This window comes from Dietzia sp. Alg238-R159 (genome assembly GCF_900537145.1).
In the GTDB taxonomy this organism is placed as follows: Bacteria; Actinomycetota; Actinomycetes; order Mycobacteriales; family Mycobacteriaceae; genus Dietzia; species Dietzia kunjamensis.
The window spans coordinates 213,277-237,604 of sequence record NZ_UNRI01000003.1 but is presented as its reverse complement, the minus strand read 5'-3'; the positions used below and the strand labels follow the sequence as shown (position 1 = coordinate 237,604).

Sequence of the window (24,328 nt, the reverse complement as noted above, 5' to 3'; positions counted from 1 at the left end):
CATCCGGCCCTCGGTGTTCAGCTCCTGTAGGGCGAGGTCCCGCGCTCCCCGACGTCCTTCGCGGTGTCCGGGTCCCGGGCCTTGCGACGGCCCCCGACGTGGGCCTCCGCCCGCATCCGCTCGCTCATGTGCGGGTAGTGCAGCTCGAACGCGGGGCGCTCGGAGCGGATCCGGGGCAGCGTCACGAAGTTGTGGCGCGGCGGCGGGCACGAGGTCGCCCACTCGAGGGAGTTGCCCGCGCCCCACGGGTCGTCGACCGTGACGATCTCCCCGTAGCGCCAGCTCTTGATGATGTTCCAGATGAACGGCAGCATCGCGATGCCGAGGATGAACGAACCGACCGTGGAGATCTGGTTGAGGACCGTGAAGTTGTCCGAATCCAGGTAGTCGGCGTACCGGCGCGGCATGCCCTGGTTGCCCAGCCAGTGCTGYACCAGGAACGTCGTGTGGAAACCGATGAAGATCAACCAGAAGTGGATCTTRCCGAGCCGCTCGTCGTACATCCGGCCCGTCATCTTGGGGAACCAGAAGTACACGCCGGCGAACGTGGCGAACACGATGGTGCCGAARAGCGTGTAGTGGAAGTGCGCCACGATGAAGTACGTGTCCGAGATGTGGAAGTCGATCGGCGCCGAGGCCATCATCACGCCGGTCAGACCGCCGAAGAGGAAGGTGATGATGAAGCCGAGGGCGAACAGCATCGGCGTCTCGAAGGTCATCTTGCCGCGCCACATCGTGCCGATCCAGTTGAAGAACTTCACGCCGGTCGGGACCGCGATGAGGAACGTCATGAAGGAGAAGAACGGCAGCAGCACCGCGCCGGTGACGTACATGTGGTGCGCCCACACGGCCATCGACAGTGCGGCGATCGCGAGGGTCGCGAAGACCAGGCCGGCGTAGCCGAACAGCGGCTTGCGAGAGAAGACCGGGAAGACCTCGGAGACGATGCCGAAGAACGGCAGCGCGAGGACGTACACCTCGGGGTGACCGAAGAACCAGAACAGGTGCTGCCACAGGATGGCGCCACCGTTGCCCGGATCGAAGATGCGACCACCGAAGGTGCGGTCGTAGAAGACGCCGAGCGCGGCCGCGGTGAGCAGCGGGAAGATCAGGAGGATGAGGACCGACGCCACGAGGATGTTCCACGTGAAGATCGGCATCCGGAACATGGTCATACCCGGTGCGCGCAGGCAGATGATGGTGGTGACGAAGTTGACGGCACCGAGGATCGTGCCGATGCCGCCGATGCCGACGCCGAGGATCCAGAGGTCCGCGCCGACGTTCGGCGAGTGGATCTTGTCCGCCAGCGGCATGTACATGGTCCAGCCGAAGGACGCCGCGCCACCGGGGGTCAGGAAGCCGGAGAGCATGATCGTGCCGCCCGCCGCGAACAGCCAGAAGCCGAACGCGTTGAGGCGCGGGAACGCCACGTCGGGGGCGCCGATCTGCAGCGGCATGATGTAGTTCGCGAACCCGACGACGATCGGGGTTCCGTAGAGCAGCAGCATCACCGTGCCGTGCATGGTGAACAGCTGGTTGAACTGCTCATTCGACAGGAACTGCATACCCGGGAAGAAGAGCTCCGCCCGGATGAGCAGCGCCATGAGGCCGCCGGCGAAGAAGAAGATAAAGCAGGTGACGATGTACATGATGCCGAGCAACTTGTGGTCGGTCGTCGTCAGCATCTTCCACACGAACGAGCCCGGCCGGGCATCACCCGTGGGTTCACCCGGCGGGTGGTCGAGCTCACGCGTCGGGCGCGTGGGCGGTACAAGAGTCTCCGACATATCGCTCCCCTGTCGTTCGTTCATCCGAAACTAGGCCGGAAGCCTCGGAACCGCATTGATCTAGGTCAACTCGGTGTGAGGAAATGCACACGTGGGCGCCCCACAGGGCCACACTGGTGACATGACCGCGCACGGGGACGATTCCGGAGTCACCGGGTCCGCGCTGTTCGCGGGCTCGGTCCTGTTCGCCTCGCTGCCACCCCGGTGCGGGGCCGCCCTGGCCGCCTCGTCGCGGACGAGTACGGCGAGGCCAGGCGCGGTGGTGCAGGTGACCGGGGAACCGGTGGGCCGCCTGGTGGTGATCACGGCCGGGGCCCTCCATGTCGTCAGGGAGGACCGGTCCGGGCACCAGCGTCACGTCCGGGTCCTCGGCCCCGGGAGCCATCTCGGCCTGGTGGAGTTCGCACTGGGCTGCCCTGCCCGTCACACCGTCGTCGCCGCGGAGGCCACCACGCTGACCAGCGTCTCGCACGGCGCGCTCCGGTCAGCGGCCGCCGCGTGCCCGGTGCTCAACGACTCGATCACCCGCGAACTGGCGTGGAAGGTGGTCGAGAGCGAACAGCACCTGGCGTCGATCACCTCGGAGGACGTGCTCACGCGACTGTCCGCCTACCTCGTGTCGTTACCCGGGTCGCCCCGCCAGGACGGGCGGATCCGGGTGCGACTGCCACTGTCCCAGTCCGACCTGGCCACGCATCTGGGGACGACCCCCGAGACGCTGAGCCGTCGACTACACGACCTCATCGCCTCGGGGGCCGTCGAGAGGGTCGCGCGGCGGGAGTTCGACCTCGACCACCGCCGACTCACCGGCGCCTGAGCACCCTCACCAGATGCTGACGCGCTCCTCGGGGGCGAGCCACAGTCCGTCGCCCTCGGTCACGTCGAAGGCGGCGTGGAAATCGTCGAGGTTGCGGACCACCTGGTTGCAGCGGAACTCCGGCGGGGAGTGCGGGTCCACGGCGAGCCGGCGGGCGGCCTCCTCGGCGCGGGTCTTGGTCCGCCACACGATCGCCCACGAGATGATGAGCCGCTGGATGCCGGTCATCCCGTCGATCTCCGGGCCCACCTCGGTGCCCTCGGCGGGTTCGCCGTCGGTGCCCTGCTCGTTCGAACCCTGCTCGTTCGAACCCTGCTCGTTCGAACCCTGTGCCAGCCGGTAGGCCAGCAGCGCGATGGTGAGACCGCCCAGGTCGCCGATGTTCTCCCCCACCGTGAAGGCCCCGTTGACGTGGTCCTTCGTGGCGTCCAGGCCGTCGGGGGTGAGGCCGTCGTACTGGGCGATCAGCGCCTCCACGCGGGTTCCGAACGCCTCGCGATCGTCGTCGGTCCACCAGTCGACCAGGTTGCCGTCGCCGTCGTACTTCGCTCCCTGGTCGTCGAACCCGTGACCGATCTCGTGCCCGATCACGGCACCGATCGCCCCGTAGTTGGCGGCGTCGTCGGCGTCGGCGTCGAAGAACGGCGGCTGCAGGATGGCGGCCGGGAAGACGATCTCGTTCATCACCGGGTTGTAGTAGGCGTTGACCGTCTGCGGCGTCATGTGCCACTCACCGCGGTCGACCGGGCCGCCGAGCTTGCCCAGCTCGTAGTGGTGCTCGAACTCGGCGGAGCGGCGCACGTTCCCGAGCAGGTCGTCGGCGCGGACCTCGAGCGCCGAGTAGTCGCGCCACTTCTCGGGGTAGCCGATCTTGGCAACGAACGCCTCGAGCTTGGCCAGCGCCCGCTCGCGGGTGGCCGGGGTCATCCACGGCAGACGGCTGATGGAGTAGCGGTAGGCGTCGGTGAGGTTCTCCACCAGCTCGACCATGCGCGCCTTGTGGCCGGGCGGGAAGTGCCGGGCCACGTACTCCTTGCCGACCTCCTCGCCGAGGGCGGCCTCGACCGCACCGACACCACGCTTCCAGCGGGCCTTGTTCTCCTCGGTGCCGGACATCACGGTGCCGTAGAAGCGGAAGTTCTCGTCCACCAGGTCCGAGGTCAGGAACGGCGCGCGCGCGGAGACCGTCCGCCAGCGCAGCCACTGCTTCCAGGTCTCCAGCGGCTCGGAGGCCCACAGGTCGGCCACGGCGGTGAGGAAGTCGGGCTGCATCGCGACGAGCCGGCCGAACGTCTCCTCGGTGCCGCCGAGCTCGCGGGCCCACTCATGCCAGGGGAAGCCGGGGGCCTGCTGCGGCAACTCGTCCCAGGTGACGGGGTTGTAGGTCTTGTCCGCGTCGCGACGGGCCACCACGTCCCAGTGGGCGGCGGCGATGCGGGTCTCCAGCGCGACGATCCGCTCGGCGGTCCGGCGGGCCCCGGTCTCCCCGTCCACGTCGTCGACCAGCCCGGCGAGGTCGAGCATCCGGGCGATGTGGTCGGTGTACTGCTCGCGCATCTCGGCGTACTGGTCCTCACGATAGAAGGACTCGTCCGGCAGCCCGATGCCGTACTGCACCAGGTAGAGGATGTACTCGCTCGAGTTCTTGGCGTCGTTGTTGACGTAGGCGCCGATCAGGCCGCCGACGCCCACCTTCTCCAGGCGCGCCATGGCCAGCGCGAGCGAGTCGGCGTCGGTCGCACCGTCGATCTCGGCCAGATCGGGCGCGAGCGCGGCCACGCCGGTGGCCTCGACGGCGCCGGTGTCCATGAAGGAGGCGTAGAAGGCGCCGATCTGCGAGTCGACCGGGGCGTCGGTGATGATGTCGCGCACCCGCTCCTCGGACAGGTCGCGCAGGGCGAGGAACGCACCGTCGATCGGCCGGTCGGCGGGGATCACGTGCTCACGGATCCAGGTGCCGTTGACGTGCTGGTAGAGGTCGTCCTGGGGCCGGACGTCCGGATCGACGTACTGCAGGTCGAGGCCCGAGGGACGGGGCGCGTCGGTGGTGGGGATCTCGGTCGCGGTCATGTGGACAGGTTACGTAAGTGGTCGCGGGGTGGGCGGTCGGCACGACGTCGGAGGTCGCCACCTCCGTGACGACGACGAGGCGGGCCGACGGGATGCGCCGAACCGGTGAGGCGGGCCGGTGGTCGTGGATGCCGCGCGCGGCTGCCGGACGCGGGTCAGGGCAGGCCGTGGCGGGCGTTGTGATCCTTGGCGCCCTGATAGGCGTCGACCATCCCCCAGATCCAGAACCCGAACATGATGGGCAGTCCGATGAGGATGACCGAGAGCAGAGCACCCACGAGGTAGCCGGCGAGGATGCCCACACCCCTACCGGCCCGGCCGACCAGCATCGTCCCCAGGCCGGGCACGAGGAGGGACGCCACCAGCATCAGTGCCGGGTCCTTGCGGGCCGCCGGCGGGAACTGACCGTAGGACTGCATCCCGTACCGCTGACCGTAGGACTGCATCCCGTACCGCTGACCATAGGACTGCATCCCGTACGGCTGCTGCGCCCCGTAGGCGTACTCGGCGCCGTAGAAGGGCTGCGCGCCGTACTGACCCGGGTCGAACTGACCGCCGCCCTGCGGGCTCCCGTACGGCGGGGTTCCGTACTGCGGGCTCCCGTACTGCTGACCGCCGTAGCCGCCGGCCCCGTACTGCTGACCGCCGTCGTGACCGGGCCACTGCTCGTTCGCCCGACCGCCGAACGGGTCGTCGGGCCGGTCGGAGGCGTTGCCGTCAGCGGGAGTACTCATGGATCCACACTATCGCGGCACCACGACAGGTCGTCCGCGATGAAGACCGCTCACACCGCCACCACAAGCGGCCCCGGCTGCACGTCCTCACCGGCTTACGCTGCCCGATTGCACCCTCATCGAAGGGTCTCGCTGCGGGAATGGACCATTCCGGGCGCGTAGCCGGGAGGTCCTCCCGGGCCGCCCTTTAATTGCGGGCCGTCATCCCGGGCCGCGCCCAGATGTCCGCGCAGTCCACGCACGCGTCCTCCGAGACGATGCCGACCCGCTGGAGCTGCCCGTACATCCAGCAGCCCAGGCAGAAGCCGAGCGCGGCCTCGGCGAGCGCGGCGGCCACCAGCACACCGAGCACGACGCTGCCCGCCACCGTGAACCCTGCGAGGAACAGTCCGAACGCGATCGAGGACATCACCAGGCCGATCGTCTGGGCGAATCGCTTGGGCGCGCCGGCGACCATCTTGGGCTCGTCACTGACCCGCGGCGCGAGCACATGCACCGACAGGCGACCGAACGGCGAGTACCGCGGGCCGCCGGCAACCCGGAGCGCGAAACCCACCACCAGCGCTCCCGCCAGCCATGTCCGGGCGGGCTCGGGAGCGAGGAGGGTGACCACCGCGAGCGTCACCACGAGGGCGGCGGTGCACCGCGCGGCGTAGTCGTTGACGATCTCGGGGAAGACGAACGCTTCTCGCAGACTCACAGTTCTCGCTCCTCACGCACTCCGATAGACCGATCGGTCTACCTCGCGGACCAGAGTACGCCCGCGCCCCGCGGAATCCCAGATGCCGCTAGTGTCGGCCCATGATCCCCGGTAGAGCAGCGGCCGGCACCGTCGTCGCGGCGGCCGCGTCCCTCGCGCTGGCGGTGTCCGGGTGCGGCCAGGTCAGCGTCGGAGACCAGACCCCCGGGACCGCGGACCCCGCCGTCCAGGCCACGGCCACCTCGACCATCGCGACGGCCACCTCATCCCCGGGGGCGGCGGCCCCCACCGCGACGTCGCCGCCCCCGACGCCCGGGCCGGAGGCCACCCCGGGCTGCGGGACGCTGACCGAACCCGTCCACCGACTCGTCCACGGCGCCGACACCGACCGCGAGGCCGTCTCCGCCGAGGTCCGCCGCCTTTCCGACGGGGTTACCGACAACGCCCTGTCCGCGGTGGCGAGTCGTCTGTCGGGCATCGCAGTGCAGCCGACCGTCTCCCCGGCTGCACTCGAGGCCGAGTGGGACCAGTTCCGGCAACTCTGCGACCTCCCCTGATCGCGCCCCCTCTACGCTGACGGCCGTGCCCCCACCGCTGCGTCGCCGCTCGAACTCACCCCGTCCACCCGCCGCCCCCGTCATCCCGAGACGGGAGCAGCTCGAGCCGCCGCGCACCGAACTCGAGACGGACGGCCTGTGGGACGGGGTCCTGGCCGCCGCCGAACACGCGCCCGACCCGGAGGAGGGCGCGGCGCAGATCGGCGGGATGGAGATCCGGGAATCCGCACTCGAGAACCTCCGGTTGAGCGGCGCCCGCGCGGACGGCCTGAGGCTGACCGATGTCGTGATCAGCGGCTGCGACCTGTCGGGACTGGTGGCCGACGGCGCCTCGCTCACCCGCGTGAGGTTCGCGGGCTGCCGACTGACCGGGATCGTGCTGTCCGACGCACGACTGACCGACGTGACATTCGAGGACTGCCACGCGGACATGATCAACCTACGGATGGCCCGACTGCAGCGGGTCCGCCTCGCCTCGACACGGTGCCGGCAGGCCGACCTGCTCGAGGCGCGCATCGCCGATCTGACCACCGAGGGCTCCGACCTGCGTGGTGCCGCGTTCGACCGGGCCACCCTCTCGGCCGTGGACCTGCGCGGCGCCGACCTGGAGGACCTACGCGGGGCGTCGGCATTGCGGGGCGCCCTCATCTCGCCCGACCAGGTGCTGGGCGTGGGCCTGGCGCTGATCGGCGAGGCGGGGATCCGGGTCGACTGACCGGTCACCCACATCCGGCCGCCCGCATCCGACCGCCCGACGTCAGGGCGCAGCGCGTCGAGTCGCTCGAGGAGAGCTCAAATCAGGTGCGAGGCGGACTCGCGCCACTGGTTCACCGCGCGGTTGATGATCGCCTGGAGCTGCAGGATCTGGTCACGATCGGTGAGCGTGATGCCCTCCGCCCCGGTCTGCAGCCGCAACTCCGGAACCCCCCGCCCCGCCCCGTGCTCGTCCAGCATCACGGTCTCGGCGACCGACACCTCCAGAAAGGGGTCGTCGCCCGGGCCATCGACCTCGGTCACGAGGTCTTGGCGGTAACGCGGGGTGGTCAGGTCGATCGCATTGTTCATTGAGGGGCACTCCCGACTGGTCGGTGGGATTGCCTTAATCGTAGGTGAGGAAACCAGGTCATCGAACGCGTGGGGCAGCGTGTTACAGGTTGTGATCAACCCGTGATCTTGGCCACTCTCCGGTCGCTCTCCGGCCACCCTCCGGCGCCTCACCGCGTCCGCTGCCCGGGCCGGAACTGGACAGATGTGAGAAATGTTGCGTGAGTTGCTTGTGTGACTGAAGGGGTTGCAACATACTCAGCCCATGACATCTGCCGGACCGTCGGCCCGACGCGCCCCCCTTCCCCGCCTTCTCGTCGCCGTGGCCTCTGCAGCAGCCCTTTCTCTCGGCCTCCTCGTCGTCGTCATCTCCCCGCGCGCCGACGCCGGCGTCCCCCTGGCGCCCGCCTACCACGGCCTCGCGCAGGGGGTCGACGCCGCGAGCTGGCAGCATCCGCACGGTGCCGGCGTCGACTGGCACGCGGCCGCCGCGTCCGGGCAGTCCTTCGCGTTCATCAAGGCCACCGAGGGCACCGGACCCGCCAACCGCTACTACGAGGCCGACGTGGCCGACGCCCGCGCCGCCGGCATGCTCGTCGGCAGCTACCACATGGCGCGCCCCGCCATGGACCCCGCGCAGCAGGCCCACGCGTTCGCCGACCGACTGCAGTCCGTCGGCGGCCCGCAGCTCCCGCCGGTGCTCGATCTGGAGAAGGACGAGGGCCTCGACCCCGCCGAGCTGGCCGACTGGACGCAGGTCTTCCTCGACACTCTCGCCCACCGGACCGGCCGCGCGCCGATCCTCTACACCTACCGCTACTTCTGGATCGATCGGATGGCCAACACCCACCGCTTCGCCGAGTTCCCGCTGTGGCTCGCCGAGTACGGGGTCTCCGAGCCCACCCTGCCCGTGATCGGCGGCTGGAACGAGTGGCTGTTCTGGCAGCGCTCCGAGACCGGTGAGGTGCCCGGCTTCACCGACGGCGTGGATCTCAACGTCTTCGCCGGAACCCGCGACGACCTCCACGCCTGGCTCGGCCACGTCGAGCCCGCACCCGCACCCGCACCCGCGCCAGCCCCCGCACCCGAATCCACACCGGAGCCCGCACCGGCGCCGCCTCCCCCGCCCGCCCCAGAGCTCGTGTCGGACCGCGAGATCGTCGAGGCGCCCGCCGGGATCCCGCCGGAGGCACCCGTCCCGGTCGAGCCGTTCACGATCCCCGTACCGCGCGACCTGCCGGCCCCGGACGGGGTGCGCCTGCCGGAGACCATCGAGATCCCCCGCGAGGTCGTGGCCCAGCTGCCGCCCGGAATGCGCTGACCCGGAACGCGCCGGCCTCCGGCGATGTCAGCGCGGTGCGGGTTCGCGGCGCCGCACCACGGCGGAGCGGATCGCACGCCATCCGATGAGGAGGACGGCGGTGACGACGCCCGCCACCACCATGAAGCTCCAGTGCGGCACACGCCCGTCACCGAGACCGCGGATCACCATGCCCACCACCAGCGTGGCCAGCCACAGCAGTACGCCCGACCCGACGGCGGCGGGCGGGCGGCGGGTCGTCAGCAGGATCAGCCACCCCACTGCCAGCCCGATGAGGAACGGCCACGCCGTACCCCAGACCTGGGCCACGCCGAGCCCCTCGGAGTGCGCGCCCCGGCCGAACGTGGAGAACACCACCACCAACACCGCATCGAGCACGATCATCACCGGCACGGCCACACGACTCACCGTCTCTTCCCCTCCCGTCGCTCGCTCGCGCTGACCGAGCAGGACGCATCGCCGGCCTCGTCGTCCACGACCCCGTCCTCACGCACGCGCAGTAGCGGGATGGGACCCGAGTCGTGGTGCACGTGGGGCCGCCACGGTGTGCCCTTGAGCGGCCACATCGCCGAAATCCCGGCCGGCGGGGCCGCCGCGACGGTCTGCCGCGACGCGGCGGTATACGCCGCCGCGGGGGACGGAGAGGGGGACGACGACGAGGTGTTCTCCCCCGGGTCGTCGGCGTCGTCCGGGTCGGCGTCGGGGTCGAGGTCCACGGCACCCCGGTAGAAGAGGAAGAAGACCACCCAGCCGGCCAGGGCGACCAGCACGAAGCTGACGATGCGGTAGACGAACACCGTCGCGAACGCCTGATGCGCGCCGAGCCCGCCCGCGGTCAGGGTCGTGATGAGCGCGAACTCCACGGTCCCCAGCCCGCCGGGGGTGATGGGCGCGCTGGCCACGATCTTGCCGGTCACGTAGGCGATGCACAGCCCGCCGATGCTGTGTTGGGCACCGACGGCGTTGGCCGCCGCCCACAGGCAGCCGATGTCGGCGACCCAGTTGAGCAGGGAGAACGCGAAGGCCTTGGACAACTGCGTCTTGGTCAGTTCGACGGCCTCGGCCTGCTCGACGACCTTGCGCACCGCGGCGGCACCGTGGTCGGCGGGCTTGCGACGCCGCGCGTTGACCCACTCGAGGAGCGCCAGGAGAGACCCCTCGATCCTGTCGGGGTTCCGGGCGGCCCACTGGACCACCACCACGATCCCCACCAGACCCATGGCCGAGAGCGCCAGCAGGAACGGGTTGGACACCGTCCCCACCAGGAAGAAGCCGAGCAGCGCCAGCAGGACGATGCCGACGGTCGACAGCACGCCGGAGATGACGAGTTGCCACGAGGCGACGACGCGGGTGGCTCCCCACTGCCGGGTCTTGCGGTACGTCAGGGTGGTGCCGAAGACCTGGCCGCCCGGGATGCTCGTGGAGAACGCGTTGGCGGAGAAGACCAGGCCGACGCTGCCCCAGTAGCCCACCCTGACACCGGCGGACTGCAGCAGCAGCTTCTGTACCGAGCCGTAACTCGACATCGACAGGTAGGAGAACACCAGCGCGGCCGCGACCCAACCCCAGTGCGGGCGGGTGACGGCCTCGAATCCCTCGGCGAAGAACGGCATCTGGCCACGGAGCCAGTAGAGGATGAAGCCCAGGACAGTCAGGGTCGCGATGGCCTTGAACCACGGATTGCCCAGGACCACCCGGATGCGACGCCGCGCCTCGGCGCCCCGCGTGCCCATCATCGACCCACCATAACCAAAGGATCCGACCCGGCCCAGGACCCACACCGCAGGGCCCTGGCGAGCGTCACGCGTCGCGCCCCTGCTGACGTTCCCGCATCAGACGGGCGATCAGGTCGGAGGCGGGGATCTTCCCGTCCTCGGTGATGTCGGGTTCCTCGTCGTACTCGGGGTCACGGACCGGCTCGAACTCCGCCTCCGGCTCGAGCTCTGACTCGGACTGCCACTCCGGCTCCGGCTCGGTTTCCGGTTCGAACTCCGCCTCCGGCTCGAGCTCCTGCTCGAACTCCGCCTCCGGCTCGAGCTCCGGCTCGGCCCCGGGCTCGCGGTCGAGCACGGCCACGGCGGTGGCGGGTCCGGCGACCTCTGTCCGTCCGGCGCCCGCGGAATCCGCGGAGACCCCGGAGTCCGCGGCGGGGACCGGCTCGGCCGCGCCGGTGGTGGCGGGTCGGCCGGTGAGCAGCTCGGGCTCGTCGTCGATCTCCGCCTCGCCGAGGCCGATCCGTTCCTGGACGCGCTTCATCCACCCGGGCGCCCACCAGTTGTCGGTGCCGAGCATCTGCATGACCGCCGGCACGAGCAGCATGCGGATCACGGTGGCGTCGATGATGAGCGCGGCGATCATGCCGAACGCGATGTACTTCATCATCACGATCTCGGAGAACGCGAACGCGCCGGTCACCACGATGAGGATGAGCGCGGCCGAGGTGATGATCCGGCCGGTGTTCGCCACTCCGCTGCGGATGGCCTCCGTCGTCCGAGCGCCCCGCGAGCGTGCTTCGACCATCCGCGAGACCAGGAACACCTCGTAGTCCGTGGACAGCCCGTAGATGATCGCCATGAGCAGCACCACGACCGGCGAGGTGAGCGGGCCGGCCGTGAACCCGAGCAACCCGGACAGGTGCCCGTCGACGAAGATCCAGGTGAGGATGCCGAGGGTGGCACCGAGGCCGAGCAGGTTCATGATCGCGGCCTTGATCGGCAGCACCAGCGACCCGAACGCGAGGAGCATGAGGAGCGTGGTGGCGAGCAGGACGTACAGCACGAACCACGGCAGACCGTCGACCAGGGCCTCGACCGAATCGCGCTCCATGGCGGGGTTGCCGCCGACGTACACCTCGGTGTCGGCGGGGATCGGGAACGACTGCAGATATTCGACGGTGTCGGCGGCGTCGTTCCGGTCGACCACGCCGGTCTGCAACACCACCACGTCGCGGCCCTGCGCGTCCTGCTCGCCCGAACGGGCGAACTGGAACGGACCGGTCAGACCCGGCGCCTCGTTGGCCGCCGAGCGGATCTGCGACAGGGTGCCGCCGTCGGAGCCGATCACCACGAGCTTGACCGGGTCGGTCCGGGTGCCGGGGAAGTTCTCGTCGTACTGCTCCTGCGCGACGCGCGTGGTGTTGTCCGGCGGGAGGTAGGTCTCGTTGATGCCACCGAACTTCACGCCGGAGAACGGGATGATGAGCGCGACCAGCACCACGACGACGGGGATGGCCACGGCCACCGGACGCTTCATGGAGAAGTCGGCGATGCGACCGAACAGGCCGTTCTCCACCTGCTCGCGCGAGCGGTGACGCTGCAGCCGCTTGATGCCCAGCATGTCGATGCGGTGACCGAGCAGCATCAGCACGGCCGGCAGGAGCGTCACCGACAGTGCGGCGGCGAGGATGACGGCGGCGATCGCGCCGTAGGCGACGGACTTGAGGAACGCCTGCGGGAAGATGAGCAGCCCGGACAGGGTCACGCCCACCATGACCGCGGAGAACACCACGGTCCGTCCGGCGGTGGCGACCGCCCGGCGCACCGCCGCGTCCGGTGGGTAGCCCTCGGCCATCTCCTCCCGGAACCGGCTCACCACGAACAGGCCGTAGTCGATCGCCAGGCCGAGGCCGATCAGCGTCACCACGTTCTGGGCAAAGGAGTTCACCGGGGTGACCAGCGACAGCAGGTGCAGCGCCCCGAGCGAACCGAGGATCGTGAGCACGCCCACCGCGACCGGCATGAACGCGGCCACGACACCGCCGAACACCACGATCAGCAGCAGGAACACCAGCGGCAGCGCGATGAGTTCGGCGCGGACCAGGTCGGCGTCCATCCCGTCCTGCAGCGCACCGGCGACCGCCTGCACACCCGCGACGTCGGTCTGGATTCCGTCGAGGGCGATCTCGTCCTCGATCACCCGGAAGTTCTCGAGGATCTCCTCGTCCTCGCCGGCGATCTGGATGGAGGCCACGACGATGCCCTCGTCCCTGTTGACCAGGGCCGGGGACTGGTTGAACACGAAGCTGGTGACGCCGGTGACCTCGTCGGGGTGCTCGGTGCGGATCGACTCGAGCGAGGCGCGGATCGGGTCCTGGAAGGCGGGATCGTCGACCGAGGTGCCCTCGGGTGCGTGGTACGACACCACGACGTCGCCGAGCGCGTCGCGTCCGTACGCCTCCTGCTCGAGCTGTTCGGCGGTCGCCCACCCGCTGTCGGGGTCCTCGAACCCGCCCTGACCGAACGGGTTGCCGAACGCGGTTCCGGCGAGGCTGATGAACGCCATGACGAGAACCGAGCACACCAGGACCAGCACGCGGCGGTGGGCGACGAACCGCCCGAGTGAGTTGAACACCGGGGAACTCCTAGCGCGAGGTGAGCAGGGCCGTGAGCGGCCGCAGCGGCTGCAGCCAGGCACCCTCGTCGGGCAGGTTCTCGAGGCTGACCCGGGGCAGCGGCTCGCGGAACACACCGGGGATGTCCTCGAGGTCGAGGAACGTGATGGTGTCGTGCTGGACGGCCCAGGTGGCGTGCTCGCGGAACCCGATCACCGTGACCGGGATGTCGTGGGCGAGGTCCTCCAGCGGTTCGCGGAACGCCTGACCGTCGGCCGACGCCACCACCACGCCCGCGAGGCGGCCGGAGCCGGCCCGCAGGTCGATGTGCTGGAGCATGTCCTCGTCGACGTCGGAGTCGTCGCTGGTCTTGGGCTTTGCGAACACGGCGAAGCCGACGTTGCGCAGCGCCTCGACCCACGGCCGGACGTTGTCCGAGGTGCCCTGGACGATGTTGGTGAAGACCGTCGCCTCGGCCTCGAGGGTGTCCTCGGTCTGCAGGGACAGGTCGGCGGTGTACCCGAGCAGCCAGCGGCCGAGCGCGTCGAAGCGCGGCCGGTAGATCGCGGTGGGGCGGCCGCCCAGGATGGACCCCAGCCCCATGTCGACGTTGGGCGCGTCCCACACCAGGAGCACCACTCCCGGGGCGTCGGGCGTGACCACGTCCGTCGTGTCGTGGTTGCGCATCTCGTCAGGTGGGGTCATCGCGTCCGCCTCGGTCGTCGTGGTTCGGGGGCTGTGGAGAAGGGGCGTCAGTTCGTACGACGCCAGAGGAATTCGTTGATCACTCGTTCCTCCTGCAGCCCCTTGCCCTCGAACTTCGTCACGGGTCTGTCAAGACTGAACGGTACGTGCCCGAGGTCGGTCGCGGGGTCCAGCCGTCTCAGCGCGGGCTCGGCGTCGCCGGTCTCGCCGATCCACTCGGCGTAGTCGGCGTGGTCCGTGGCCACGTGCAACACGCCGCCGGGCGCCAGGCGTGAGGCGATGAGCTCGAAGGTGCCGGACTGCAGCAGCCGCCGCTTGTGGTGGCGGGCCTTGGGCCAGGGGTCGGGGAAGAACACGCGGACGCCGGTCAGGCTCGCCGGCGCGATCATGTTGGTGAGCACGTCCACGCCGTCGCCGCGGATCATGCGCACGTTCTCGAGCCCCTCGCGCAGGATCATGCCCAGCAGCTGTGCCAGTCCGGGCTGGTAGACCTCCACGGCGATCACGTCGACGTCCGGCTCGGCGGCGGCCATCGCGGCGGTCGAGGTCCCGGTCCCGGACCCGATCTCCACGATCAACGGTGCGCGGCGCCCGAACATCTGCTCCGGGTCCACGGTCTCGTCGGAGACGTTGCGTCCGTAGGTGGGCCAGTGCTCCTCCCAGTTGCGCTGCTGGCCCGGCCGCAGGGTTCCGCGGCGGAACCGGTAGGCCGTCACCCGGGGGAACAGACGGGCACTGTCGTCGGGAGTGACACCGTCGTCCGGGGTCCCGTCAGCCGCCGGGGCGGGGTTCTCGCTCTGGTTCACCCGGCCATCATCCCGTAATCCGTGGTCGGGTTACGAATCCGACCGGGCGTCCCCGTCCCCGCCGCGGGGCCGCCCACCGCGCCGCGCGGGTGACCCTGCCTGGGGGAAGGTCTTGCCGCGGGCAGATCCCCGCGTCACGATTACCGCGTGCCGACCGTGACCCACGACACCGAGCCCCAGGCCCCGGTGCGACCCGAGAGCCCGGATCCCGCCGCGCGCGTCCGGCGCCTGGTCTCCTCCGCCCGGGAACGCTCCGGGCGGTCGGTCGAGCCCGCCACCGGACCGGCCGGGTCCGACCCGGGCGTGCACGGCCCGGTGGAGGAGGCACTCGCGCGCTTCGACGCGCCCGTCGACATCCGGATCCGCGGCGGCCTGGGGTCGGGGCGCCGCACCCTGGCCGCGGCGCTGCGGGCGCGTCGCGGGTGGCGGGCACAGGTCGACGACCTCGACGTGCTCGCCGCTCCCGGCGCGCCGGCCACGACGGCGCCCGATGTGGAGATCGTGTGCCTGCGCACCGCCCCCTGCCGCCACGAGGAGGCGTGGGTGCGGCGCCCGCGCCGGCACGCCCTCTTGGTGGTGGCCACGGGTGTCGGTGGCGGCGGTGACGACGGCAGCGACAGCGGCAGCGGCAGCGACGACGACGACGAGGTCCTGCCGCGGTGGGCCCGTGGGCTGCCCGCCGTGGACGCGCGGGAGCCGGGGCACCGGTCGGTCGACGGCGTCGTGTCCTTTCTCGACCGCGCCCTGGACGCCCTGGCGACGGTCCGGGTGGCCCGTCTCGAGGCGGAACTGGAACGCCTCGCTGTCCACGACGAGGTGGGCGAACTCGCGGAGGCCGCCCTCTGCGTACTCACCGGACCGGGTCCGTCGTGACCGCCGCGCCCGCTCCGTCCCGCGACTCCCCGTCTCGCGACTCCCCGCACCGCGATTCCCCGCCCCGTGACCTGACGATCGCGGTCCTGGGCGCACGGGACTCCGCCGCGCCCGCCGTCGCCGAGGCGCTGACCTCGGCCGCGGCCCCGACCGTCGATGGCGGGGCCCGGATCCGCGTGCTCGTCGACGCGGCACCCGAGGACCGGCCGGACGCCGCTGTCCTCGTCGTCGACGCCGTGTGCCCGGTACGCCCCGACGACGTCGAGGTCGCGCGCGGCGTCGCCGCCCGCCTGCCGCTGGCGGTCGCCCTGGCCGGGCGCGCCGACCAGTGCACCGCCGAGGGCCTGTCGGAGACGGTCGACGTCACCACCCGGCGCCTGGCCGAGGCGGGTGTGACGGCGCCGGTCCACGTGATCGACGACGGTCACCCCGGAGCCCCGGCCGCGCTGCTCGCCGCCGTCGCCGTCCTCGCCTCCGGCGTGCGCCGTCCGCCCACCGCGCCTCCCGCCCCCGGCGGTACACCGCCACCGGACCCGGCCGTCGCGACCGTCGACTGGCTCCTCGCGCGTCGCACCGAGGCCATCACCACCCGCTCCCAGGCACTGCGGCAGGACGTCCAGGCCCTGCGCATGCAGGTCGTCCAGGATCTCCACCGGTCGGTGCGCGACCTCGGCGGACGCGCGCGCGAGGAACTCGCTGCGGCCCCCCGCGCCCGTGTCGACGCGCTGGTCCACCAGCTCGCCGCCGATGCCGACGCCGCGGTGGCCGGCACCATCGCCCGCGCGGACCGCCGCGCCGACGCCCTCGTCGCCCGCCATCTCGGCGCCGCCGCGCCGGCGGGTCCCCGCATCCCCCCGCCCACCAGCGGGATCGCCCCGGGTCGACCGCCGCGCAACACGGGCGAGGAACTGCTCGTCATGGTCATGGGTGCCGCCGGCGGGACCGGGGTGGGGCGCATGCTGCTGTCCCCGCTCGCCGAGATCCCCGGGGTCGCGGCGGTGGTCATCCCGCTCGCCCTCCTGTGCGGTGTGGTGCTGGGGTGGATCACCGTCACCGTTCGCCGCACGCAGGCGCTGCGCACCCACACCGTCGCGGCCGTGGCCGACAGGCTCGCGGCGCTGCGGGCCGATGCCGAGCAGTCACTCGGCTCGAGGATCCTCGCCGCGGAGGCCACCATCACCGACGGCTTCGCCCACGATCCCGGCCCCCGGGTCGCCGACCTCGAACGCCGCATCCGAGCCACCCGCGCGGGACAGACCGCCCCGCCGGCCCCCACGACAGGGAGTCCCTCATGACCGATCCGCTGTTCGGTGCGGACTCCTTCGATCACCACCCGGCGCCCGACGTGTGCGGCCTCCAGGACGCCCCGCTGGCCGAACCCTCGTCGCTGGGACTGCACGTGCCCGTGGGCGAGGACGTCCTCGACCTCGGCTCCCCCGAGGCGGACCTCGACGGGGACGGCTTCATGGAGGCGGTCACCCTCGGCGACGACCGGGGACTGACCGTGTACACCGACGCCGACGGCGACGGCACCGTCGACCACGTCTCGACCGTGCGGTTCGACGGCAGCTACGACTCGTGGCGGCTGGCGAACCCCGCGGAGGGCGTGCCCTTCGGGGGATTCACGAACGAGGCTCGCGGGGACACGACCGGCGACTTCCCGTCGCCCGCCCGGTGGGAACGCATCGACCACGGCCACATCTGACCGGCGACCTGAGGAATCCCTCATGTCCGGGTGTGCAAAGGGGGCTGCGACTGAGCAGTCGACAACGCTTGACGATACTCTGTGACTAACACCATGCACCACGCGCGAGGAGCTGTGATGACCACCACCACCATTCCCGGCCTCGAGGGTCAGGCACCAACCGATCACGCGGAGTTGCTCGCGTGGATCGCCGAGGTCGCCGAGCTCACCCAGCCGGACCGGGTCGTCTTCGCCGACGGCTCCGACGCTGAGTGGGATCGCCTCACGACCGAGATGGTGGAGGCCGGGACCTTCGTCAAGCTCAACGAGGAGAAGAAGCCGAACTCCTTCCTGGCCCAGTCGGACCCGAAGGACGTCGCCCGCGTCGAGTCGCGGACCTTCATCTGCTCGGAGACCGAGGAGGGCGCCGGCCCCACCAACAACTGGCGCGACCCGGCCGAGATGCGCGAGCACATGACCGGACTGTTCCGCGGCAGCATGCGGGGCCGCACGATGTACGTCGTGCCGTACTGCATGGGCCCGCTGGAGGCGGAGGACCCCAAGCTCGGCATCGAGCTGACCGACTCGGCGTACGTGGTGGTCTCGATGAAGATCATGACCCGCATGGGCTCGGCGGCCCTGGCGAAGATCGGCACGGACGGCGAGTACGTCAAGGGCCTGCACTCCGTGGGTGCCCCGCTCGCCGAGGGCGAGCAGGACGTGCCCTGGCCGTGCAACGAGGAGAAGTACATCACCCACTTCCCCGAGACCCGCGAGATCTGGTCGTTCGGGTCCGGCTACGGCGGAAACGCCCTGCTGGGCAAGAAGTGCTTCGCGCTGCGCATCGCCTCCGCCATGGCCCGCGACGAGGGCTGGATGGCCGAGCACATGCTCATCCTCAAGCTCATCTCCCCCGCCGACGAGGTCCACTTCATCGCCGCGGCCTTCCCGTCCGCCTGCGGCAAGACCAACCTCGCGATGCTGCAGCCCACCATCGAGGGCTGGCGCGCGGAGGTCGTGGGTGACGACATCGCGTGGATGCGCTTCGGCGCCGACGGCCGGCTCTACGCCGTCAACCCGGAGTACGGCTTCTTCGGCGTCGCCCCGGGCACCAACTACTCGTCCAACCCCAACGCCATGAAGACGCTGGAGCCGGGCAACGCCATCTACACCAACGTGGCGCTGACCGACGACGGTGACGTGTGGTGGGAGGACCTCGAGGGCACCCCGGACCACCTCATCGACTGGCTGGGCAACGACTGGACCCCGGAGGGCGACGGCAAGGCCGGCAACGCCGCGCACCCCAACTCGCGCTACTGCGTCCCGATCAACCAGTGCCCGGTCACCGCGCCGGAGTTCAACTCGCCCGAGGGCGTGCCGATCTCGGCCATCCTCTTCGGCGGTCGCCGCGCCGACACGGTCCCGCTGGTCAGCGAGGCCTACTCGTGGAACCACGGCGTGTACATCGGCGCGACCCTGTCCTCCGGGCAGACCGCTGCCGCGGAGGGGCAGGTCGGCGCGGTGCGTCGCGACCCCATGGCCATGCTGCCGTTCATGGGCTACAACGTCGGCGAGTACTTCCAGCACTGGGTCGACATGGGCGCCCGGGGCGGCGACAAGATGCCCAAGATCTTCCTCGTCAACTGGTTCCGCAAGGGCGCCGACGGCCGCTTCGTGTGGCCCGGCTTCGGCGAGAACAGCCGCGTGCTCAAGTGGGTCGTGGACCGCATCGAGGGTCGCGTGGAGGGTGACGAGACCGCCGCCGGCATCACCGCCCGCGCCGCGGACATCGACATGACCGGCCTGGACACCCCGATCGAGGACGTCGAGGCCGCCCTGGCCGTCGACCCCGAGGAGTGGCGCCGCGAGCTGCCGCTCATCACCGAGTGGCTCGAGTTCTGCGGACCCAAGGTCCCGGCCGAGGTCCACGAGCAGTTCGCCGCCCTCAAGGAGCGGCTCGGCTGACACCGGCACCTGCACGGAAAGACCCACGCGGACGGGCCACACCATTCCCCGGTGTGGCCCGTCCGCCTCTACAATCTGGGCGAAGCCCTGTACTACTGCCCTTGTTGATGTCACAGTTACTGGCTGCGCGGGCAACAGCGTTCCCGCCCGGAAGGAGGGGCATGAGAGCCAGCGTGATCGGCCTCATCGCGCTTCCCATCGTGGCGAGCGGCGTCGCAGCAGCCGCCGTGGCCGGCCTCGGGCTCCCCGCCCCGACGTCCGTTCCTGCCGGGCCGACCGCCACCGCCGGGATCACCGGCGAGTCGACGGACGCGTCCCCGGCCGTCGACGAGGAGTACGCGGGCACCGCCATCGAGGGGATCAAGCCGTTCCTCACGGTGATCGACGGCAGGTCGGCCCTGCCCGTACCGGAGCCGATCCCGTCGTTCCTCTCGCTGTTGACGGTGCCCTCCGTGCCGCTGGCACCGCTTCCCCCGCAGGTCGACGGCCGGGTTGCTCCCGCGGACACCGTCGGTCCGCGCGCCGGGCAGGGCCCGGACCGGGTCCGGGACGACCTCGTGCCCCGGGATCCGCGCCCCGGTCCCGGCTCCGGGGCGGACGACCAGCCGGTGACCTTCGAACCCCACTCCGAGGGCGGGGTCGATCGAGGCGACACGCCTGACGACCGCGGGCCGGGCGGCCGTCCCGCCGTACCGGCGCCCGATGCCGGTCGGCCTCCCGTGTCCGTTCCCGGACCGCCCGCAGCAGGTGGCCCGCTGCCCGGGCCCCCGCCCCACGCCGGAGAGACCGGCCGACCGGCCCATGCCGACGAGACCGGGCCTCCCCCACACGCGGGTCGGTCGCCCGCCGGCGGCGCTCCGGTGCTCGGCCGACCTCCCGTGGGAGACCGTGCCGCGAGCGGGCCGGTAACGACCTCGCAGGGGGCGGGCGCGACGGAGGCGAGCCCGACGGTGTCCAGCCCGAGAGCGTCCGGCGACGACCACCCGATGCCGAGGTGAACCCCTCGAAACGGACGTCGGCCCCGATCCGTTGGTGGCACTCCGCCCGGCTCCGAATCACCCTCGGCATCACGTTGATCACCGCCGCCGTGTTCGCGGCGATGATGGTGTTCACGTTCCAACTGCTGAACCTCAGCACCGAACGGGTGATGGACTCGCGGCTCAACCGGGAGGCCGCCGACTTCACGACCTTCATGACGGCCGGGATCCTGCCGTCCTTCGAGTCGGAGGACCCCACGGTCGAGCAGTTGATCCGGGCGTACCTCGCCCAGCAGTACCCGTCCTCGGAGCTGCTGTTGGTCGGGACGGCCACCGAGTCGGGCACCCAGTTCACGCTCTCCCGGTACGGGTCCGAGGAGGACCAGCTCTTCCCGCCGGCGATACGCTCACAGATCCAACGGATCGGCCTGGTCTCCACCGAGAGTTCGGGGATCCTCGACGGCTCGGTGCGGTGGCGCAAGACCACGGTCGAGAGCCCCGCCGGGCTGGCCAACATCGTCGTCGCCGTCAACGACCGGGGCACTCACCAGGAGACACAGCGCGTCGTCTTCTACATGCGCTGGGCCAGCGCCGGAGGCATGGTCGTCAGTGCGGTACTCGCGTGGTGGATCGCCGGGCGGATGCTCGTGCCGGTGCGCCGTATCCGCGAGGCCGCCGAGACCATCTCCGCCGCCGACCTGTCGAGGCGCGTCCCCTCCGACGGACCCGACGAGATCGTCTCACTCGCCGACACGGTCAACGCCATGCTCGAACGCGTCGAGGAGGCCTACCGGACCCAGCGGGAGTTCCTCGACGATGCCGGGCACGAACTGCGGACGCCCCTGACCGTCGTGCAGGGCAACCTCGACCTCATGCCCGACGACCCCGACGGGCGCGCCGAGGCCACCCGCCTCATGCAGGACGAGCTGTCGCGGATGACCCGCATCGTGGAGGACCTGCTCACCCTCGCCAGGGCCGACCGTCCCGACTTCCTCCGGACCGTCCCGACCGACGTCGCCGAACTCGTGCTGGACGTCGAGGCGAAGATCGACGTGATCGCCGACCGCGACTGGCGGGTGCTCCCCTACGCCGAGGGCGTGGCCCGACTCGACCAGCACCGCATCACGCAGGCCCTCATGCAGTTCTGCTCCAATGCCGTCCGCTTCACCGGACCCGGCGACACCATCGAGATCGGGTGCCGCATCATCGAGCCGGGGGATCCCACCGTGCCCGACGGGTTCGCGGCGGGGCCCGTCACCCCGTCGCCCAAGCGGGAGGACTACCGCCGCCGGCTCCTGTGGTGGGTCCGCGACAGCGGACCGGGGATCCCGCCCGGGGAAGAAGAGAGCATCTTCCAGCGTTTCCACACCGCTCGCGGCCAACTGCGCGACGGCCGGGGCGGCACCGGACTCGGCCTGGCCATCGTCTCCACCATCGCCAAGGCACACGGGGGACGTGCGTTCGCGTTCAACGCCATGGGCGGGGGCGCGGTGTTCTGCATCGTCGTCCCCCTCATCGCACCACCACCGGAGAAGCGGCCCCGCGACGACGGGGACGCCGAGCCGGTCGCGTCGGGTGACAGCGGTACGCGCTGATCCCGCGCACGTCCCGGACGAAACCGCGGACACGGGACCGGGCAGCGTCCAACTGATGTCCTCCCGTGGGATACTCCGGGTTCGAGAAGGAGGGTTGCATGACGAATGTTCTCGTCGTGGAGGATGACGATCTCATCCGATCGGTGTTGGTGAAGGCACTCGGCGGCGCGGAGTACACCGCACTCGAGGCCGTGGACGGGGAGAGCGCCCAGGCGATCCTGTCGACGATCTCCGACATCGACCTGATGTTGCTCGATATCGGCCTGCCGGACACCGACGGGCTGACCCTCCTCCGCGAGGCCCGCGACCGCGGGTTCGCCGCACCCGTCATCATCCTCACGGCCCGCGACAGTGTGGCGAACACCGTCGAGGGGCTGGAGTCCGGCGCGAACGACTACATGGTCAAGCCCTTCCGCGTGCCCGAGTTGCTCGCCCGCATCCGTCTGCGGCTGCGCGAGCACGAGGCCACCGAGGACCCGGGCATCCTCGAGCACGCGGGCATGCGCCTGGACATCCGCACCCGCCGGGTCGAGGTGGACGGCCGGATCCAGGAGCTGACCAACCGCGAGTACTCGCTGCTCGAGATGCTGCTGCGCAACAAGGGCGAGACCATCAGTCGCGAGCAGCTGCTCGAGAGCGTGTGGGGCATGGACTTCGACCCGGGCTCCAACATCGTCAACGTCTACATCCGTTCCCTGCGTCGCAAGATCGGCGAGAACAAGGTGCAGACCGTCCGCGGCGTCGGTTACCGCGTGGAGTGACACCCGGCCGGTCGGCGCCGCGCCGACGCGTCCGATGTGTGAAGACCCCCGGCCGAGGCCGGGGGTCTTCACATCTGTCGAGGTCTCAGCCCTCGCCGGGCTCCCATCCGAACGGCATGAGCACACTCTGCAGCTCGCAGAAGGCCTCGAGCCCCTCGGGGCCGTTCTCGCGACCCAGGCCCGAGTTCTTGAACCCGCCGAAGGGCGCGCTCGGGTCGAAGGCGTACCAGTTGATGCCCATCGTGCCGGTGCGCACCCGCTGGGCCACGGCGAGCGCGGCGTCCGGGTCTGCGGAGTACACGGCCCCGGCCAGGCCGTACTCGGAGTCGTTGGCGATCTGCACTGCCTCGTCGACCGTGTCGTAGGCGATGACCTGCAGGACCGGCCCGAAGATCTCCTCCTGGGCGATGGTCATGGAGTTGTCGACGTCCCGGAAGACGGTCSGCTGCACGTAGGCGCCCTCGGCGACACCCTCGGGCAGTCCCTCGACCGTGCCGCCCCCGTAGGCGATGGTCGCGCCCTCCTCGACGCCCTTGCGGATGTAGTCCTCGACGGACGCCTTCTGCTTGTGGTTGGCCAGCGGGCCGAAGGCGGTGCCGTCGTCGGCCGGGTCACCCACGGGCATGGCCTTGACGTTCTCCACCAGCGCCTCGACGACCTCGTCGTACCTCGACCGCGGCGCGAGGATGCGGTTCTGGGACACGCACGCCTGCCCGGAGTTCATCAGGGCGGAGAAGACCATGGTGCCGGCGTTGGCGGCGATGTCGGCGTCCTCGAGCACGATGGCGGCGCTCTTGCCCCCCAGCTCCAGCGAGCAGCGCGTGAGGCTCTGGGCGGCGATCCCGGCGATGTGCTTGCCGACCCCGGTCGAGCCGGTGAACGAGATCTTGTCGACGTCCGCGTGGGAGACCAGGTGGTCGCCCACGGAGCTGGGGCCGGTCACCACGGACAGCACGCCCTCGGGCAGCCCGGCCTCACGGAACAGGTCGGCCAGCCACAGCGCGGACAGCGGTGTGGCCGACGACGGCTTGAGGATCACCGAGCTGCCGGACAGCAACGCGGGGGCCAGCTTGGCGGTGTTGAGGTAGAGCGGGACATTCCAGGCCGTGATGGCGGCGACGACGCCGACGGGGTGGCGGGTGATGACCGACGCGCCGAAGTCGCCGTGGCGCACCTCGGACCACGGGAAGGTCTCGGCCAGGCGGGCGTAGTAGCGCAGCACGCCCAGGGTCGGCGTCACCTGGATCATGGCGGCGGTGCCGGGCGGGGTGCCCATCTCGTCGGAGAGGATCTGGCACACCTCTGCCTGGCGCTCCTCGAGCATGTCGGCCACGCGTGCCAGCAGGGCGCCGCGCTCGGCGGGCGGGGTGGAGCGCCACACGCCGGACTCGAACGAGTCGCGCGCCTGGCTGACCATCTCGTCCAGGTCCTCGGTGGTGGTCTCGGCGACCCGGCCCACGACGGCGTTGGTGGCCGGCGAGGTCACCTCGAGGACGCCGGTGGTGATGGGATCGGTCCAGCGGGTGCCGGAGAAGAGCTTGTCATGGACGACGACCACGGGGACCTCCGAGAGGTAGAAAACAAGAACGTGTTCCACCTCAC

The 24,328-nt window shown here is 70.7% G+C and carries 22 protein-coding genes; 11 read left to right on the top strand and 11 right to left on the bottom strand.

Annotated elements, in window-relative coordinates:
- Positions 1-17: 17 nt before the first annotated feature.
- Positions 18-1,685: a cytochrome c oxidase subunit I gene (gene ctaD / locus G6R20_RS09585; RefSeq protein ID WP_240341410.1), complete on the bottom strand. Its 1,668-nt coding sequence runs from the start codon at positions 1,683-1,685 to the stop codon at positions 18-20.
- 223 nt (positions 1,686-1,908) lie between these two features.
- Here ctaD and G6R20_RS09580 point away from each other — a divergent pair, with 223 nt between their 5' ends.
- Positions 1,909-2,604, top strand: a complete 696-nt coding sequence (locus G6R20_RS09580; RefSeq protein ID WP_067715997.1) for a Crp/Fnr family transcriptional regulator — start codon at positions 1,909-1,911, stop codon at positions 2,602-2,604.
- Between the two features lie 6 nt (positions 2,605-2,610).
- Here the strand turns inward: G6R20_RS09580 and G6R20_RS09575 are convergent, their stop codons facing one another.
- From G6R20_RS09575 to G6R20_RS09565, 3 genes are all read right to left on the bottom strand, one after another.
- Positions 2,611-4,674: a M13-type metalloendopeptidase gene (locus G6R20_RS09575; protein ID WP_163376244.1), complete on the bottom strand. Its 2,064-nt coding sequence runs from the start codon at positions 4,672-4,674 to the stop codon at positions 2,611-2,613.
- 155 nt (positions 4,675-4,829) lie between these two features.
- Positions 4,830-5,408 (bottom strand): hypothetical protein, encoded by a 579-nt coding sequence (locus G6R20_RS09570; RefSeq protein ID WP_163376243.1) that lies wholly within the window; start codon positions 5,406-5,408, stop codon positions 4,830-4,832.
- Between the two features lie 187 nt (positions 5,409-5,595).
- Positions 5,596-6,108: a DUF4395 domain-containing protein gene (locus G6R20_RS09565; protein WP_069390025.1), complete on the bottom strand. Its 513-nt coding sequence runs from the start codon at positions 6,106-6,108 to the stop codon at positions 5,596-5,598.
- A gap of 101 nt (positions 6,109-6,209) precedes the next feature.
- Here G6R20_RS09565 and G6R20_RS09560 point away from each other — a divergent pair, with 101 nt between their 5' ends.
- Together G6R20_RS09560 and G6R20_RS09555 are read left to right on the top strand one after the other, a co-directional pair.
- Positions 6,210-6,665, top strand: coding sequence for a hypothetical protein (locus G6R20_RS09560; protein WP_163376242.1), 456 nt, complete (start codon positions 6,210-6,212; stop codon positions 6,663-6,665).
- Between the two features lie 25 nt (positions 6,666-6,690).
- The gene (locus G6R20_RS09555) at positions 6,691-7,380 is read left to right on the top strand and encodes a pentapeptide repeat-containing protein (RefSeq protein WP_096906654.1); all 690 of its coding nucleotides are present in this window, start codon (positions 6,691-6,693) and stop codon (positions 7,378-7,380) included.
- Between the two features lie 77 nt (positions 7,381-7,457).
- On the opposite strand, the gene G6R20_RS09550 is transcribed toward G6R20_RS09555, so the two are convergent.
- A complete protein-coding gene (locus tag G6R20_RS09550; RefSeq protein ID WP_067715983.1) occupies positions 7,458-7,730 on the bottom strand; it encodes a hypothetical protein in 273 nt (90 codons plus the stop codon).
- A gap of 244 nt (positions 7,731-7,974) precedes the next feature.
- Between G6R20_RS09550 and G6R20_RS09545 the strand changes: the two genes are divergently transcribed.
- Positions 7,975-9,030: a glycoside hydrolase family 25 protein gene (locus G6R20_RS09545; RefSeq protein WP_096906653.1), complete on the top strand. Its 1,056-nt coding sequence runs from the start codon at positions 7,975-7,977 to the stop codon at positions 9,028-9,030.
- A gap of 27 nt (positions 9,031-9,057) precedes the next feature.
- Here G6R20_RS09545 and G6R20_RS09540 read toward each other — a convergent pair whose 3' ends face one another.
- From G6R20_RS09540 to trmB, 5 genes are all read right to left on the bottom strand, one after another.
- Positions 9,058-9,438, bottom strand: a complete 381-nt coding sequence (locus G6R20_RS09540; RefSeq protein ID WP_240341369.1) for a DUF3054 domain-containing protein — start codon at positions 9,436-9,438, stop codon at positions 9,058-9,060.
- Positions 9,435-10,766, bottom strand: a complete 1,332-nt coding sequence (locus G6R20_RS09535; protein WP_163376241.1) for a YbhN family protein — start codon at positions 10,764-10,766, stop codon at positions 9,435-9,437. The genes G6R20_RS09540 and G6R20_RS09535 overlap by 4 nt, the downstream gene beginning before the upstream one ends.
- A gap of 64 nt (positions 10,767-10,830) precedes the next feature.
- Complete coding sequence (locus tag G6R20_RS09530; protein WP_163376240.1) at positions 10,831-13,380, bottom strand: MMPL family transporter; 2,550 nt, start codon at positions 13,378-13,380, stop codon at positions 10,831-10,833.
- Between the two features lie 10 nt (positions 13,381-13,390).
- Positions 13,391-14,047, bottom strand: a complete 657-nt coding sequence (locus G6R20_RS09525; RefSeq protein ID WP_069390031.1) for an NYN domain-containing protein — start codon at positions 14,045-14,047, stop codon at positions 13,391-13,393.
- A 65-nt stretch (positions 14,048-14,112) separates the two neighbouring features.
- Entirely contained in the window at positions 14,113-14,871 is a 759-nt protein-coding gene (gene trmB, locus G6R20_RS09520) for a tRNA (guanosine(46)-N7)-methyltransferase TrmB (protein ID WP_163376239.1), read from the bottom strand.
- 147 nt (positions 14,872-15,018) lie between these two features.
- Between trmB and G6R20_RS09515 the strand changes: the two genes are divergently transcribed.
- From G6R20_RS09515 to G6R20_RS09485, 7 genes are all read left to right on the top strand, one after another.
- Positions 15,019-15,744, top strand: a complete 726-nt coding sequence (locus tag G6R20_RS09515; protein WP_163376238.1) for a hypothetical protein — start codon at positions 15,019-15,021, stop codon at positions 15,742-15,744.
- Entirely contained in the window at positions 15,741-17,039 is a 1,299-nt protein-coding gene (locus G6R20_RS09510; RefSeq protein ID WP_240341368.1) for a hypothetical protein, read from the top strand. The genes G6R20_RS09515 and G6R20_RS09510 overlap by 4 nt, the downstream gene beginning before the upstream one ends.
- On the top strand, positions 17,036-17,449 hold the full coding sequence (locus tag G6R20_RS09505) for a DUF6802 family protein (RefSeq protein WP_069389409.1): 414 nt from the start codon (positions 17,036-17,038) through the stop codon (positions 17,447-17,449). Before G6R20_RS09510 ends, G6R20_RS09505 begins: the two co-directional genes overlap by 4 nt.
- Before the next feature lie 117 nt (positions 17,450-17,566).
- On the top strand, positions 17,567-19,393 hold the full coding sequence (locus tag G6R20_RS09500) for a phosphoenolpyruvate carboxykinase (GTP) (protein WP_096906647.1): 1,827 nt from the start codon (positions 17,567-17,569) through the stop codon (positions 19,391-19,393).
- Positions 19,394-19,554: 161 nt separating this feature from the next.
- The gene (locus tag G6R20_RS09495) at positions 19,555-20,391 is read left to right on the top strand and encodes a hypothetical protein (protein WP_163376237.1); all 837 of its coding nucleotides are present in this window, start codon (positions 19,555-19,557) and stop codon (positions 20,389-20,391) included.
- On the top strand, positions 20,388-21,965 hold the full coding sequence (locus G6R20_RS09490) for an ATP-binding protein (RefSeq protein ID WP_163376236.1): 1,578 nt from the start codon (positions 20,388-20,390) through the stop codon (positions 21,963-21,965). Before G6R20_RS09495 ends, G6R20_RS09490 begins: the two co-directional genes overlap by 4 nt.
- A gap of 98 nt (positions 21,966-22,063) precedes the next feature.
- On the top strand, positions 22,064-22,726 hold the full coding sequence (locus tag G6R20_RS09485; RefSeq protein WP_067715955.1) for a response regulator transcription factor: 663 nt from the start codon (positions 22,064-22,066) through the stop codon (positions 22,724-22,726).
- Positions 22,727-22,811: 85 nt separating this feature from the next.
- Here G6R20_RS09485 and G6R20_RS09480 read toward each other — a convergent pair whose 3' ends face one another.
- Entirely contained in the window at positions 22,812-24,323 is a 1,512-nt protein-coding gene (locus G6R20_RS09480) for an aldehyde dehydrogenase (RefSeq protein ID WP_240341367.1), read from the bottom strand.
- Positions 24,324-24,328: the final 5 nt, after the last annotated feature.